Source organism: Pseudomonas germanica (genome assembly GCF_019614655.1).
GTDB classification, from domain to species: Bacteria; Pseudomonadota; Gammaproteobacteria; order Pseudomonadales; family Pseudomonadaceae; genus Aquipseudomonas; species Aquipseudomonas neuropathica.
Window position 1 is genome coordinate 2,467,206 of record NZ_CP071586.1, and the last position, 13,602, is coordinate 2,480,807.

At 58.7% G+C, this 13,602-nt stretch carries 12 protein-coding genes and 1 tRNA gene; 5 read left to right on the forward strand and 8 right to left on the reverse strand.

What is annotated here, in order from left to right; genetic code table 11:
• Window positions 1-5 precede the first annotated feature (5 nt).
• Window positions 6-848: an arylamine N-acetyltransferase family protein gene (locus tag J0G10_RS10805; protein ID WP_095047669.1), complete on the forward strand. Its 843-nt coding sequence runs from the start codon at window positions 6-8 to the stop codon at window positions 846-848.
• On the opposite strand, the gene J0G10_RS10810 is transcribed toward J0G10_RS10805, so the two are convergent.
• From J0G10_RS10810 to J0G10_RS10820, 3 genes are read right to left on the reverse strand one after another with little or no spacing between them, the layout of a single operon-like run.
• The gene (locus J0G10_RS10810; protein WP_095047668.1) at window positions 830-1,255 is read right to left on the reverse strand and encodes a DUF4952 domain-containing protein; all 426 of its coding nucleotides are present in this window, start codon (window positions 1,253-1,255) and stop codon (window positions 830-832) included. The genes J0G10_RS10805 and J0G10_RS10810 overlap by 19 nt on opposite strands.
• Window positions 1,256-2,005: a hypothetical protein gene (locus J0G10_RS10815; RefSeq protein ID WP_095047667.1), complete on the reverse strand. Its 750-nt coding sequence runs from the start codon at window positions 2,003-2,005 to the stop codon at window positions 1,256-1,258. It abuts the gene before it with no gap.
• Between the two features lie 48 nt (window positions 2,006-2,053).
• Complete coding sequence (locus J0G10_RS10820) at window positions 2,054-2,548, reverse strand: PAAR domain-containing protein (RefSeq protein WP_095047666.1); 495 nt, start codon at window positions 2,546-2,548, stop codon at window positions 2,054-2,056.
• Between the two features lie 210 nt (window positions 2,549-2,758).
• Between J0G10_RS10820 and J0G10_RS10825 the strand changes: the two genes are divergently transcribed.
• A complete protein-coding gene (locus tag J0G10_RS10825) occupies window positions 2,759-4,282 on the forward strand; it encodes a nucleobase:cation symporter-2 family protein (RefSeq protein ID WP_095047665.1) in 1,524 nt (507 codons plus the stop codon).
• A gap of 228 nt (window positions 4,283-4,510) precedes the next feature.
• On the opposite strand, the gene J0G10_RS10830 is transcribed toward J0G10_RS10825, so the two are convergent.
• A tRNA-Asn gene (locus J0G10_RS10830) sits at window positions 4,511-4,586 on the reverse strand.
• 220 nt (window positions 4,587-4,806) lie between these two features.
• On the opposite strand from J0G10_RS10830, the gene J0G10_RS10835 reads away from it, so the two are divergent.
• Window positions 4,807-5,037 (forward strand): hypothetical protein, encoded by a 231-nt coding sequence (locus J0G10_RS10835; RefSeq protein ID WP_093432041.1) that lies wholly within the window; start codon window positions 4,807-4,809, stop codon window positions 5,035-5,037.
• On the opposite strand, the gene J0G10_RS10840 is transcribed toward J0G10_RS10835, so the two are convergent.
• Together J0G10_RS10840 and J0G10_RS10845 are read right to left on the reverse strand one after the other, a co-directional pair.
• Window positions 5,034-5,234, reverse strand: coding sequence for a hypothetical protein (locus J0G10_RS10840; protein ID WP_095047664.1), 201 nt, complete (start codon window positions 5,232-5,234; stop codon window positions 5,034-5,036). The two genes, J0G10_RS10835 and J0G10_RS10840, sit on opposite strands and share 4 nt — an antisense overlap.
• 226 nt (window positions 5,235-5,460) lie before the next feature.
• Window positions 5,461-6,657, reverse strand: coding sequence for an amino acid aminotransferase (locus tag J0G10_RS10845; RefSeq protein WP_095124833.1), 1,197 nt, complete (start codon window positions 6,655-6,657; stop codon window positions 5,461-5,463).
• 337 nt (window positions 6,658-6,994) lie between these two features.
• Here J0G10_RS10845 and uvrB point away from each other — a divergent pair, with 337 nt between their 5' ends.
• On the forward strand, window positions 6,995-9,010 hold the full coding sequence (gene uvrB, locus J0G10_RS10850; RefSeq protein ID WP_007913411.1) for an excinuclease ABC subunit UvrB: 2,016 nt from the start codon (window positions 6,995-6,997) through the stop codon (window positions 9,008-9,010).
• Between the two features lie 116 nt (window positions 9,011-9,126).
• Here the strand turns inward: uvrB and J0G10_RS10855 are convergent, their stop codons facing one another.
• Complete coding sequence (locus J0G10_RS10855; RefSeq protein WP_095124831.1) at window positions 9,127-10,677, reverse strand: MDR family MFS transporter; 1,551 nt, start codon at window positions 10,675-10,677, stop codon at window positions 9,127-9,129.
• Window positions 10,667-11,716: an HlyD family secretion protein gene (locus J0G10_RS10860; RefSeq protein WP_095124829.1), complete on the reverse strand. Its 1,050-nt coding sequence runs from the start codon at window positions 11,714-11,716 to the stop codon at window positions 10,667-10,669. The genes J0G10_RS10855 and J0G10_RS10860 overlap by 11 nt, the downstream gene beginning before the upstream one ends.
• A 228-nt stretch (window positions 11,717-11,944) precedes the next feature.
• Between J0G10_RS10860 and gltX the strand changes: the two genes are divergently transcribed.
• On the forward strand, window positions 11,945-13,426 hold the full coding sequence (gene gltX, locus J0G10_RS10865) for a glutamate--tRNA ligase (RefSeq protein WP_007913414.1): 1,482 nt from the start codon (window positions 11,945-11,947) through the stop codon (window positions 13,424-13,426).
• The last annotated feature ends 176 nt before the right edge of the window (window positions 13,427-13,602 follow it).

Sequence of the window (13,602 nt, forward strand, 5' to 3'; positions counted from 1 at the left end):
GAGCAATGAGTGAGCCACGCCTGACGAATCTGAAGCTGTACCTGCAACGTCTGGGTTTTGAAACGCCACCGGAACCGACACTGGTGACCCTGCGCTTGCTGCAACTGCGCCATACCGGCGTGTTCCCTTTCGAGAATCTTGCGACGATTACCGGCGCGCCGGTGTTGATCGATCTGCCGTCCATTGAAGAGAAAGTCCTGCTCGGTGGGCGCGGCGGTTACTGCTATGAACTGAATAACTTGTTCTTTGCCCTGTTGCTGGAACTGGGCTTCGACGCTCGGGCCATCAGCGGGCGCGTGGTAATGAATCAGCCCGAAGGCAGCTGGACAGCGCGCACACACCGTTTGAGTCTGGTGACTATCGACGACGTGCGCTACATCACAGATGTCGGCTTCGGTGGCATGGTGCCGACTGCACCGCTGCTCCTTGACACCGAGACTGAGCAACCAACGCCTCACGAACCTTATCGCATTGAGAAACAGGCCGACGGCTACATGCTGCGTGCCAACGTGGCGGGTGAATGGCGGCCGATGTACCTGTTCGACCTGCAACGCCAGGAAGACATCGATTACACCATTGGCAACTGGTACGTCTCGACCCATCCTGAGTCACCGTTCAGTCAGCGCCTGATGGTTGCGCGCACCGGTGAGGGCTGGCGCAAGACGCTGAACAACGGCAGCTTCGCTGTTCACCGCATGGGCGCCGAGAGCGAGCGGCGTGATATCGCGGACGCCGGGGATCTACTCGGTCTGCTTGAGGTTGAGTTCGGGATTCGGGTCGCGAGCCCGGAGTTGTTGAGGCCGGTGCTAGGACGCCTTATCGAGTCTGGTCAGGGATCTTCAGCGTAAGCATCGACCTGGATCGTGAACAGATTGATCTTGGCCCACGACTCCCGTTGCCTGACCTCTGTCTCCTCTGAGCCAATGCTGATGAGGTAGTTGATGCCTGTTGCCGGGTCTCTGAAACCATTTTGGGTCGAGTCCCAGACACAACAGGCGCGCGTGATCGGCGAAATCCCGAAGTGCTGTTCAAGGTACTGTTCGGCTTTCGAAGCATTGGCCCCGGACACTTCATAGCTGGCGGAAAATGGCTGGCCCATGCGGTCAAGCGCCTGTGTGCAGCCTTTGAATTCAACAAACGATGGCTTGTCTGCGAGCTTCGACAGAAAGTCATCACAGCCAAAGTCGGCACTGGCGCTGTTGGCAACGACCAGCAACAGCGCGGGTATTAATCGGATAAGTAGCAACCGTTTCAATTATTTCTCCACCAGCAATTCACCGACATATTTCCCGCCTTCACCTTTAACTCGCCGGCAGATCAGGTAGTCGTAGATGTCGTTCCATTTGATCAGCTCATAAAAGGTGACACAGCCGTCGGACAAATGACCGACGTGGATGTAACGACTGCTGTTGCCTTTTGTGCCTTGCAGTTCGATTGGAAACCAGACGTCGGTGCAATGCAGATTACCTTGTGCCTTGTAGCCATCCGTGGAGATATTTCCGTGGGAGCGGTCCGGGGCCATGATCCGGTGGCGTCCGGGAGGGATCGGGGTAAATTCGCCGCCCCACTGGCTGTTCAGCGTCACCTTCGCCGTTTTGCCATTGAAACTGACCTGTGCCCATTGCTGCAGGAGTTTGCCTTTAAATTCCGAGACCGCATGAACCGGTGCACCGGTGTACTTGACCTTGACGGTGGCCGGCGCCGTTGGCGGGGTATCCATCAGGTACTTCAAGGCATTTTCGGTTTTCAGGCTGGCCGTCTGCCCGACGAACTCCGAATTGCCGTCGGCAATCCGGAAGTAGGTTCGACCACCGGACTCTTTGGTGAAGGTCACTTTGGTGTATTCGCAGAGGGCGATGAGCGTGCCTTTTGGTTCGAGTTTTACACTCAGCCAGCCGTTTTCGTCGGCTCGTTTGGTGTATTTGGTGACAACGGCTGCGGGATGCGTACTGCCACCCTGTCGATTCGAGGGAGCCCGGTTATTGCTGAGGATTGCCTGCGCCATGCTGGTTACAACTCCTTTCAGGTGAATTCAGCCACTGGTTCTTCCTGTTCAGGCCAGGTCGTCAGGCTCCAGATGCAGCAGTTCGCTCGCTCGGGTCGATACTCTCTGGGTCAGTCCGCGCTCATTGGTGACGCCACGGATTACCTTGCCAGACGCGGTGGTGATTTTGTAAGCGAAGTCGGGGACAGGCTCGCCGTCGGCGTCCAGTAACGTGAACTGTTCATCGAAACCCAAGTTGATCGGCGGAACGGGACTGATCGGCGCGCCACCACCACTCTGGCCAATGATGACGGTGCCGGAACCGCCGACGATAACGTCGCCGTGGCTGCCCTGACTGCCTTGGGTGGCGGCGTTTTTACCGTTGATGAAGACGGTTGCGGAAATGTTGCCGCTGATGGCGCTGCCGCAAGAGGCTGGATCGCCAAGGCGCGCGGCAGGCAGACCATCGAAGAATACGTCGGGAGAACCGGCAACTATTTTCTGCGCCGCATGGGCAGGGCATGTTGTGGCGTCTGTGGCGCGTGCAGCGGGTTTTCCACTCATGGTGACTTCCTTTTCTTGCCCGGCTGGGGGCATCCGTTGGTCCGTACAGCATGGCTTCTGATCGTGCCACGTGATGAGGGGGTACTCAAGACATCAGGCCGTTTGAGTGACGAGTAACCCGTGCCTGATATTTTGTATACAAAACCATGGACACTTGTCGCGAGTTTTGAATACAGTGTGCGCATAACAAAAACCAGGGAACCCCCCACCATGAAAACGCCCCATGTTTCACACCAACGGCCCGAGGACGAAAATCTCGGGGTCGGCGCGAATATGGCTTACGGCCTGCAACATGTTCTGACCATGTACGGCGGTATCGTTGCGGTGCCACTGATCATCGGCCAGGCGGCCGGCCTGTCGCCGGCGGACATTGGTTTGCTGATTGCTGCTTCATTGTTTGCGGGGGGGCTGGCGACGCTGCTGCAAACCCTGGGTCTACCGTTTTTTGGTTGTCAGTTGCCGCTGGTGCAGGGCGTGTCGTTCTCCGGTGTGGCGACCATGGTCGCGATCGTCAGCAGTGGCGGGGAGGGCGGCTTCCAGTCGGTGCTTGGCGCAGTGATTGCCGCGTCCTTGATCGGCTTATTGATTACGCCGGTGTTCTCGCGAATCACCAAGTTCTTCCCGCCGCTGGTCACCGGCATCGTGATCACCACCATCGGCTTGACGCTGATGCCGGTGGCCGCACGCTGGGCCATGGGCGGCAACAGCCATGCGCCGGACTTCGGCAGCATGCAGAACATCGGTCTGGCGGCGGTCACGCTGGTGCTGGTGTTGCTGCTGAGCAAGGTCGGCAGCTCGACCATCTCGCGTCTGTCGATCCTGTTGGCCATGGTGATTGGCACGGTGCTGGCGGTGTTCCTTGGCATGGCGGATTTCTCCAGCGTCACCACGGGGCCGATGTTTGGCTTCCCGACGCCGTTCCATTTCGGCATGCCGACCTTCCACTTCGCTGCAATTCTGTCGATGTGCATCGTGGTCATGGTGACCCTGGTGGAAACTTCGGCGGACATTCTTGCGGTCGGTGAAATCATCGGCACCAAGGTCGATTCCAAACGCCTGGGCAATGGCCTGCGGGCAGACATGCTGTCGAGCATGTTTGCGCCGATTTTCGGTTCGTTCACCCAGAGCGCCTTCGCCCAGAACGTTGGGCTGGTGGCGGTTACCGGGATCAAGAGCCGTTACGTGGTCGCTACTGGCGGTATCTTCCTGGTGATTCTTGGTCTGCTGCCGTTCATGGGCCGGGTTATCGCAGCAGTGCCGACGTCGGTACTCGGCGGCGCCGGTATCGTGCTGTTCGGCACGGTGGCAGCGAGCGGTATCCGTACGCTGTCGAAGGTTGATTACCGCAACAACGTCAACCTGATCATCGTCGCCACTTCGATCGGTTTCGGCATGATCCCGATTGCCGCACCGAACTTCTACGATCACTTCCCAAGCTGGTTCGCGACCATTTTCCACTCGGGCATCAGCTCGTCGGCGATCATGGCGATCCTGCTCAACCTGGCTTTCAACCACTTCACCGCCGGTAACTCGGATCAGCAGTCGGTGTTTGCGGCGGCGGAAGAGCGGACCCTGCGCTATCGCGACTTGGCGGCGCTGCGTGAAGGCGATTACTTCAGCGACGGCAAGCTGCATGACTGCGATGGCAAGGAAGTGCCGGTCATTGAGCCTGATGATCACGATCATGGGCAGGGTGCGTCGAAGGTGCAGGTAAAGAGTAGCGAGCACGTCTGACGGCTGTCTCTAAACAAAAAGGGCCGATCTATTACACACAGATCGGCCCTTTTTCATTTCAAGATCAAAAGATCGCAGCCTTCGGCAGCTCCTACACAGATCTCATGCTCCGCCGATTCTGCGGATGAACGCTGAATCTGTAGGAGCTGCCGAAGGCTGCGATCTTCAGATCTTTTCGAGCGCCCACAAAAAAGCCCCTGAATCTTTCGATTCAGGGGCTTTGCTATTTGGCTCCACAACCTGGACTCGAACCAGGGACCCAATGATTAACAGTCATTTGCTCTACCAACTGAGCTATTGCGGAATTGGTGCGTATGTTACTGATTCAAAAAGAGAAGTCAAGCGCAGGTTGTAAAATTAGCTGAATCCTCGGGACGAACGGTGACTTGTCAGCGATTGGCGGTTACCAGAACTGCGGTAGAGGTCTACCATGGGCGCCCGGAAGTGGTCACACGCGCTGCCGGCCATTCGCCGAAAAAGGTCTGCGTCATGAACCATTTATCCCGCAACAGCGAGGTGTTCGCATGAGCATCGCGCAAATCAGCCTACCCAAGGGCGTTGGCCCTCACGCCGAAAAACTCTTCGATGCAATCACCCAGGCCAGCACCGCTGAGGAATTGAACCGCGCCGGTGGCAAGGCCGAAGGCTTCGTCCTGGGTCTTGAAAGCACCAAGGCGATCAAGAGTCAGATCGCCGAATCGCTGTACGTCGTTTATGACGACGCCGCGAGTCAGCGTGCGATCGAACTGGCTTAACTGCCGAAGGTGATGGTGCCCATCATCAGTTTGGCGTAAGCCGCGGTGGCGGCCAGTTGCACCAGCCACAGGACCAGGCCACCCAGGAACACCCCGGCGGCGACTTGCAGTACCAGGCTCTTTTCGCGCTTGGCCGATGCGCGGGGGATGAAATCATCCAGATCGTCACGGTCGGCGCGCAGGTTGTCGTTTTTCATATTGGGTCTCTTCAGAAATCTCGGGTGTACACAAAACCTGTAGGCCTTCGCCTGCTCGCGATAGCGTCGTGTCAGTCGAAGCTTCATTACCTGACACGCCGCTATCGCGAGCAGGCTAACTCCTACATTTTGGATTTGTGTGCAGTCTAGAGGGTATGGGGCGTTATCCGGGACAAATAAAAAACGGGAAGCCCCAAGGCTTCCCGTTTTTCATCACAGTGCGAAATCAGATGACCTGAACAATCGCATCCGTTACCGCCTTGATGTTGCTCTGGTTCAGCGCAGCCACGCAGATGCGGCCGGTGTCCAGGGCGTAGATGCCGAACTCGTTACGCAGGCGATGCACTTGTTCAGTGGTCAGGCCTGAGTAGGAGAACATGCCGCGCTGACGACCGACGAAGCTGAAGTCGCGGCCCGGGGCTTTCTCTGCCAGCAGGGCAACCATCTGCTCGCGCATGCCGCGAATGCGCAGACGCATTTCCGCCAGCTCGGCTTCCCATTGTGCACGCAGTTCCGGGCTGTTCAATACAGCTGCAACGATGCTTGCGCCGTGGGTCGGCGGGTTGGAGTAGTTGGTGCGGATCACACGCTTGACCTGCGACAGCACGCGCGCGCTTTCTTCTTTCGATTCGCTGATGATCGACAGCGCACCAACGCGCTCGCCGTACAGCGAGAACGATTTGGAGAACGAGCTCGAAACGAAGAAAGTCAGACCGGACTCAGCGAACAGGCGCACGGCCGCGGCGTCTTCATCGATGCCGTCGCCAAAACCTTGATAGGCCATGTCGAGGAACGGCACGTGACCTTTGGCTTTAACCACTTCCAGCACGTTGTTCCAGTCCGCCGGGGTCAGGTCGACGCCGGTCGGGTTGTGGCAGCAGGCGTGCAGGACGACGATCGAGCCGTTCGGCAGGGCGTTGAGGTCGTCGAGCATGCCAGCACGATTCACATCGTGGCTGGCTGCGTCGTAGTAACGGTAGTTCTGCACCGGGAAGCCGGCGGTTTCGAACAGGGCACGGTGGTTTTCCCAGCTTGGGTCACTGATCGCCACGACGGCGTTCGGCAGCAGTTGCTTGAGGAAGTCGGCACCGATCTTCAGTGCGCCGGTCCCGCCGACGGCCTGAGTGGTGATGACGCGACCGGCGCTGATCAGCGGCGAGTCGTTGCCGAACAGCAGCTTTTGCACGGCCTGGTCGTAGGCGGCGATACCATCGATCGGCAGGTAGCCGCGCGAAGCGTGTTGAGCGGCGCGAACGGTTTCGGCTTCGATCACGGCGCGCAGAAGTGGAATTCGCCCCTCTTCGTTGCAGTAAACACCCACGCCCAGGTTGACCTTGGTGGTCCGGGTATCGGCGTTGAATGCTTCGTTGAGGCCCAGGATTGGATCGCGGGGTGCCATTTCGACAGCGGAGAACAGGCTCATTATTGCGGCGGCTCTGAATGGAGAATGGAGGGACGTGTCGCGCTCCAGCCGGATGCACTAGAGCGGTGCACAAACGGGGAGCTAGTATAGAGGCCATTACTGAATAATGGCGACAGGCGATTCGGCTTTTAGGGTAAGTTTTTCCGATTATTTCTTGACCGTTAGTCGACTGCTCGTGTCAGAGTCTTTACCGGATGTAGGACGTTTGCCTTGAAAGGTGAGGCAATCGCCACCACATTGAGCACAATCCAGGTTTTTTCTTGCGCGACACCGGTCGTTTGCGGTCGTCCCCGTGGTGTTCCGCTTTGCTCGGAATGCCGCGATCCCAGAGGTGTATATGTCCGAATTCCAGCTCGTCACCCGCTTCGAGCCCGCCGGCGACCAGCCAGAAGCCATCCGCCAATTGGTGGAGGGCATCGAGGCCGGGCTGGCGCACCAGACGCTGCTCGGTGTGACCGGCTCGGGCAAGACCTTCAGCATCGCCAATGTCATTTCGCAGATTCAGCGCCCGACCCTGGTGCTGGCGCCGAACAAGACCCTTGCTGCGCAGCTGTACGGTGAGTTCAAGGCGTTCTTCCCGAATAATGCCGTCGAGTATTTCGTTTCCTACTACGACTACTATCAGCCGGAAGCCTATGTGCCGTCGTCCGACACCTTCATCGAGAAGGATGCGTCGATCAACGACCACATCGAGCAGATGCGCCTGTCCGCAACCAAAGCGTTGCTGGAACGTAAAGACGCGATCATCGTCACCACGGTGTCGTGCATCTACGGTCTGGGTAGCCCGGAAACCTATTTGAAGATGGTGCTGCACGTCGATCGCGGCGACAAACTCGATCAGCGTGCGCTGCTGCGGCGGCTGGCCGACTTGCAATACACGCGCAATGACATGGACTTTGCCCGCGCGACTTTCCGTGTGCGCGGCGACGTGATCGACATCTATCCGGCGGAATCCGATCTGGAAGCGATCCGCATCGAGCTGTTCGATGACGAGGTCGAAAGCATTTCCGCGTTCGACCCGCTGACCGGCGAAGTCATCCGCAAGATGCCGCGCTTCACCTTTTACCCGAAGAGCCACTATGTAACGCCACGGGAAACCCTGCTCGACGCCATCGAACACATCAAGGTCGAATTGCAGGAACGCCTCGAATACCTGCGCAGCAACAACAAACTGGTCGAAGCCCAGCGTCTTGAACAGCGCACCCGTTTCGACCTGGAGATGATCCTCGAGTTGGGTTATTGCAACGGCATCGAGAACTACTCGCGCTACCTGTCCGGTCGCCCGGCCGGCGCGGCGCCGCCAACGCTCTACGATTATCTGCCGGCCGACGCCTTGCTGGTGATCGACGAATCCCACGTCAGCGTGCCGCAGGTCGGCGCGATGTATAAGGGCGACCGTTCGCGTAAGGAAACCCTCGTTGAATACGGCTTCCGTTTGCCGTCGGCGCTGGACAACCGGCCGATGCGGTTTGACGAGTGGGAAGGGGTCAGCCCGCAGACCATTTTCGTCTCGGCGACGCCGGGCAACTACGAAGCCGAGCACGCCGGGCGGGTGGTTGAGCAAGTGGTGCGGCCGACTGGCCTGGTCGACCCGCAGGTTGAAGTGCGTCCGGCGCTGACTCAGGTCGACGATCTGCTCTCGGAAATCAGCAAACGCGTGGCGGTCGAGGAGCGGGTGCTGGTCACCACGCTGACCAAACGCATGGCCGAAGACCTTACCGATTACCTCGCCGATCACGGCGTGCGCGTGCGTTATCTGCACTCGGATATCGACACCGTTGAGCGCGTGGAAATCATCCGTGATCTGCGCCTCGGTACCTTTGATGTGCTGGTCGGGATCAACTTGCTGCGTGAAGGCCTGGACATGCCGGAAGTGTCGCTGGTGGCGATCCTCGACGCCGACAAAGAAGGCTTTCTGCGTTCCGAGCGTTCGCTGATTCAGACCATCGGCCGGGCGGCGCGTAACCTCAATGGCCGGGCGATTCTTTACGCCGATCGGATGACTGGTTCGATGGAGCGGGCGATTGGCGAAACCGAGCGGCGTCGCGACAAGCAGATCGCCTTCAACCTGGAAAACGGCATCACTCCGCGCGGGGTGATCAAGGACGTCGCCGACATCATGGAAGGCGCCACCGTGCCGGGTTCGCGCAGCAAGAAGCGCAAAGGCATGGCCAAAGCCGCCGAAGAAAACGCCAAGTACGAAGCAGAACTGCGTTCGCCGAGCGAGATCACCAAGCGTATTCGTGCGCTGGAAGAGAAGATGTATCAGCTGGCGCGGGATCTGGAATTTGAAGCGGCGGCGCAGATGCGCGACGAGATTGCCAAACTGCGCGAACGGCTTTTGGCTGTGTAAGGAGGATCGTTCCCACGCTCTGCGTGGGAATGCAGCCCCGGACGCTCCGCGTCCGCTGTGACGCAGAGCGTCGCCGGAGTCATTCCCACGCGGAGCATGGGAACGATCAGTTGCAGTTAGTGGGACTCCCCAGCCTTCAGCCCTTGCGGCAATTTCTTGGTCAACAAAATCGCCAACATGCTGATCCCCAGCGCAATCCCGACAAAGTGAAACGCATCGTTGTAAGCCATGATCGCCGCCTGCTGATGGACGATCTCGCTCAGCTTGCCCAACGCCGCCGTATCACTGCCAAACCGATCAGTCATCGACGCCAACCGCTCGGCCACCTGCGGATTGGTCGGCACCACCGCCTCGCGCAAATAATCGAAGTAAGTCTTGGTGCGCGCATCCAGAAGCGTCGCCAACAAAGCAATCCCGATCGCACCGCCGAGGTTACGCAGAATATTGAACAGACTCGACGCCGACCCCGCATCCTGCGGCAAAATGTAAGCCGTGGCGATCAGCGAAATGGTCACCATGATCAGCGGCTGCCCCAGCGCTCGAATGATCTGGATCTGATTGAACTGCGGCCCGGCAAAATCCGGGTTGAGCACCCCCGATGAAAAACTCGCCAACCCGAACAGCCCAAAGCCGATCGTGCACAGCCATTTCGGCGAAACAAACTTCATCAGTTTGGGCACCAGCGGAATCAGGAACAGCTGCGGCACGCCCATCCACATGATCACTTCGCCGATCTGCAGGGCGTTGTAGTTCTGGATCTGCGCCAGATACAGCGGCAACAGATAGATTGAACCGTACAACCCGACACCCATGCCCAGACTGGAAATACTCGACAGACCGAAATTGCGATTACGCAGGATGCCCAGATTGATCAGCGGATTCGGTTTGGAAATCTGCACGATCACAAAGGTAATCAGGCTGAGCAGGGCAATGCTGCCCAGGGTCACGATCAGGCTCGACTCCAGCCAATCCTTGCGATGGCCTTCTTCAAGGAATACCTGCAGACAACCGAGGCCAATCCCCAGCGTGAGAATGCCGGTGTAGTCGGTGCTTTTCAGCAGTTCCCAGTGCGCTTCTTTCTTCTCCAGCCCGTACATCAGGCCGGCAATCATGATCAGGCCCGGCGGAATGTTGATGTAGAAGATGTATTCCCAACCCCAGTTTTCCGTGAGCCAGCCGCCCAGCGTCGGGCCGATGGATGGGGCGAAGGTCGCGGTCATGGCAAACATCGCCATGCCTTTGGCGCGGTGGTGTTCGGGGAGTTTGATCAAGGTCAGGGTGAACGCCAGCGGGATCAGCGCGCCGCCGGTAAAACCCTGCATGGCGCGGAAGACGATCATGCTCTCCAGGCTCCAGGCCATCGAGCACAGCAGCGATGAAACCAGAAAGCCCAGCGACACCCACACCGCCAGCCGTCGTGCCGACAGCAGTTGCACCAGCCACGCGGTCAGCGGAATCATGATGATTTCCGCGACCAGATACGAGGTGGAAATCCACGAACCTTCTTCCAGCGTCGCCGACAGCGCACCCTGAATATCTTTCAGTGACGAGTTGGTGATCTGGATGTCGAGCACGGCCATAAAGGCGCCGAGCATCACGCTCATCACCGCAATCCAATCGCGCCGGGTCGGTTCGCCGACCGGGCGGATCAGTGCATCACCGGCCATTGTCCGGGGCGTCTTTGATGTTCACTTTGGCAGTGACGGACATGCCCGGGCGGATCTTGCCGTGCAGCGGGTTGTCGGCCTTGAAGGTCAGTTTCACCGGAATCCGTTGCACGACTTTGGTGAAGTTGCCGGTGGCATTGTCCGGCGGCAGCAGGCTGAATTGCGCGCCGGACGCGGCGAACAGGCTGTCGACCCGCGCTTCGATCGGCGTGTCGCCATAGGCATCGAAGGTCAGCTCGGCTTTCTGCCCGGGTTGCATGCGGCCGATCTGGGTTTCCTTGAAGTTGGCCTGCACCCAGATATCTTCGTCCGGGACGATCGACAGCAGGTAAGCGCCAGCCTGCACCACTTGGCCGTTACGGGCGGCGCGCTGGCCGACCAGACCACTGATTGGCGCGTGGATTTCGCTGCGGGTCAGGTTGAGTTCGGCTTGCGCCAGATCGGCGCGGGCGTTGGCGATCTGTGCGTCGAGGCGTTTGATTTCTGCGTTCAGGGCGTTGACCTGCTGACGCTGACCTTGCGCATCGGCCTGCGCCTTGGCCACTTGCGAACGGGCGATATGAGCGTCAGCGGAGAGGGTGGTCACGCGTTCTTCGGAAACGTAACCGGGCTTGCGCAGGGTTTCGGCACGCGACAAATCCATCTGCGAGCGCCCGAGCGTTGCTTGGGTGGTTGCCACTTGTGCGTCGCTGGAAGCAATCAGACTGGCTTGCTGAGTCAATTTGCTTTGCGCTTGCAGGCGCTCGGCTTCGCGGGTGGCGAGGGCGGCATTGGCGCGATCGATGGCCAGACGGAAGTCATTCGGTTCGAGGCGCACCAGCAACTGGCCTTTTTCCACGTGTTGATTGTCCTGCACCAGCACTTCATCGATGCGCGCGCTCAACTGGCTCGAGACACGGGTGATTTCGCCCTGGACATAAGCGTTGTCGGTGCTTTCATAAAAGCGTCCCTTGAAGAACCAATGGGCGAAAAAGCCCCCGGCGACCAGCAGGACGAGCAGTAGGAAAATCAACAGGCGACGCTTGAGTTGGGCAGGCATGGGCAAACTGTAGTCGATGAATTGTAAGGAAAGTTATCAGCAGGCGAATCTGGCATACAGCCGATAAACGGTAAATGCCATCCGCTGATATTTGCCCATTCACCACGGCTTACGGGCGTTCCAGACGCAAACTTGGCTTAAATGCCCTGCCCGCTGGAGCGGGGCGGGTGTCGCCTGTTACCATTCGCCGCTTGATTGTTTTGCTTTTCATTCTTTTCGAGACATGCCATGACCACCGTCCGCACTCGCATCGCGCCATCGCCTACCGGGGACCCCCACGTAGGTACCGCTTACATCGCATTGTTCAACTACTGCTTTGCCAAGCAGCATGGCGGTGAGTTCATCCTGCGCATCGAAGACACCGACCAGTTGCGTTCGACCCGCGAGTCCGAACAGCAGATCTTCGACGCCCTGCGCTGGTTGGGTATCGACTGGAGCGAAGGCCCGGACGTTGGTGGCCCGCACGGTCCATACCGTCAGAGCGAGCGCGGCGACATCTATCAGAAGTACTGCCAGCAACTGGTCGACATGGGTCACGCGTTCCCGTGCTTCTGCACCGCTGAAGAGCTGGATCAGATGCGCGCCGAGCAAATGGCTCGCGGCGAGACCCCGCGCTACGACGGCCGCGCACTGTTGCTGTCGAAAGAAGAAGTCGCCGCCCGTCTGGCCGCTGGCGAGCCGCACGTTATCCGCATGAAAGTGCCGAGTGAAGGCGTTTGCGTGGTGCCGGACATGCTCCGTGGCGACGTCGAGATCCCGTGGGATCGCATGGACATGCAAGTGCTGATGAAGACCGACGGCCTGCCGACATACTTCCTCGCCAATGTGGTTGACGACCACCTGATGGGCATCACCCACGTGCTGCGGGGCGAAGAGTGGCTGCCATCGGCACCGAAACTGATTCTGCTTTACGAGTACTTCGGCTGGGAGCAACCAGAGCTGTGCTACATGCCGCTGCTGCGTAACCCGGACAAGAGCAAGCTGTCCAAGCGCAAGAACCCTACCTCGGTGACATTCTACGAGCGCATGGGCTTCATGCCGGAAGCGATGCTCAACTACCTCGGCCGCATGGGCTGGTCGATGCCGGACGAGCGCGAGAAGTTCTCGCTGCAGGAAATGGTCGACAACTTCGATCTCAAGCGTGTCTCGCTCGGCGGGCCGATCTTCGACATCGAGAAGCTGTCGTGGCTCAACGGCCAGTGGCTGCGTGATCTGCCGGTGGAAGAGTTCGCTGCACGCGTGCAGAAGTGGGCGTTCAATTCCGAATACATGATGAAGATCGCGCCGCACGTTCAGGGCCGCGTTGAAACCTTCAGCCAGGTTGCCCCGTTGGGCGGGTTCTTCTTCGCCGGCGGCGTCAATCCGGATGCCAAGCTGTTTGAATCGAAAAAGCTTTCGGGCGATCAGGTTCGCCAGTTGATGCAGTTGATCCTGTGGAAGCTGGAAAGCCTGCGTCAGTGGGAGAAGGACAACATCACCGCGACGATTCAGGCCGTGGTCGAATCGCTGGAGTTGAAACTGCGCGATGCGATGCCGCTGATGTTTGCTGCGATCACCGGTCAGGCGAGTTCCGTCTCGGTGCTCGATGCCATGGAAATCCTTGGCCCGGATCTGACCCGTTATCGTCTGCGGCAGGCGATTGACCTGCTGGGTGGCGTGTCGAAGAAAGAAAACAAAGAGTGGGAAAAGCTGCTGGGCGCTATCGCCTAAGCGCTTGCGGCTTTGTGCAGGAGCTGCCGAAGGCTGCGATCTTTTGATCGTGCCTTCGGCGCTTCTCCCGAATTTACGGGGGGAGGGCGGTAAGTGATTGTTATGCCGACGAAAAATTTTGAAATTTTTCAAAAATAAGTTTGACAGGCTTTCGATACGCCCTTAAGATTCGCCCC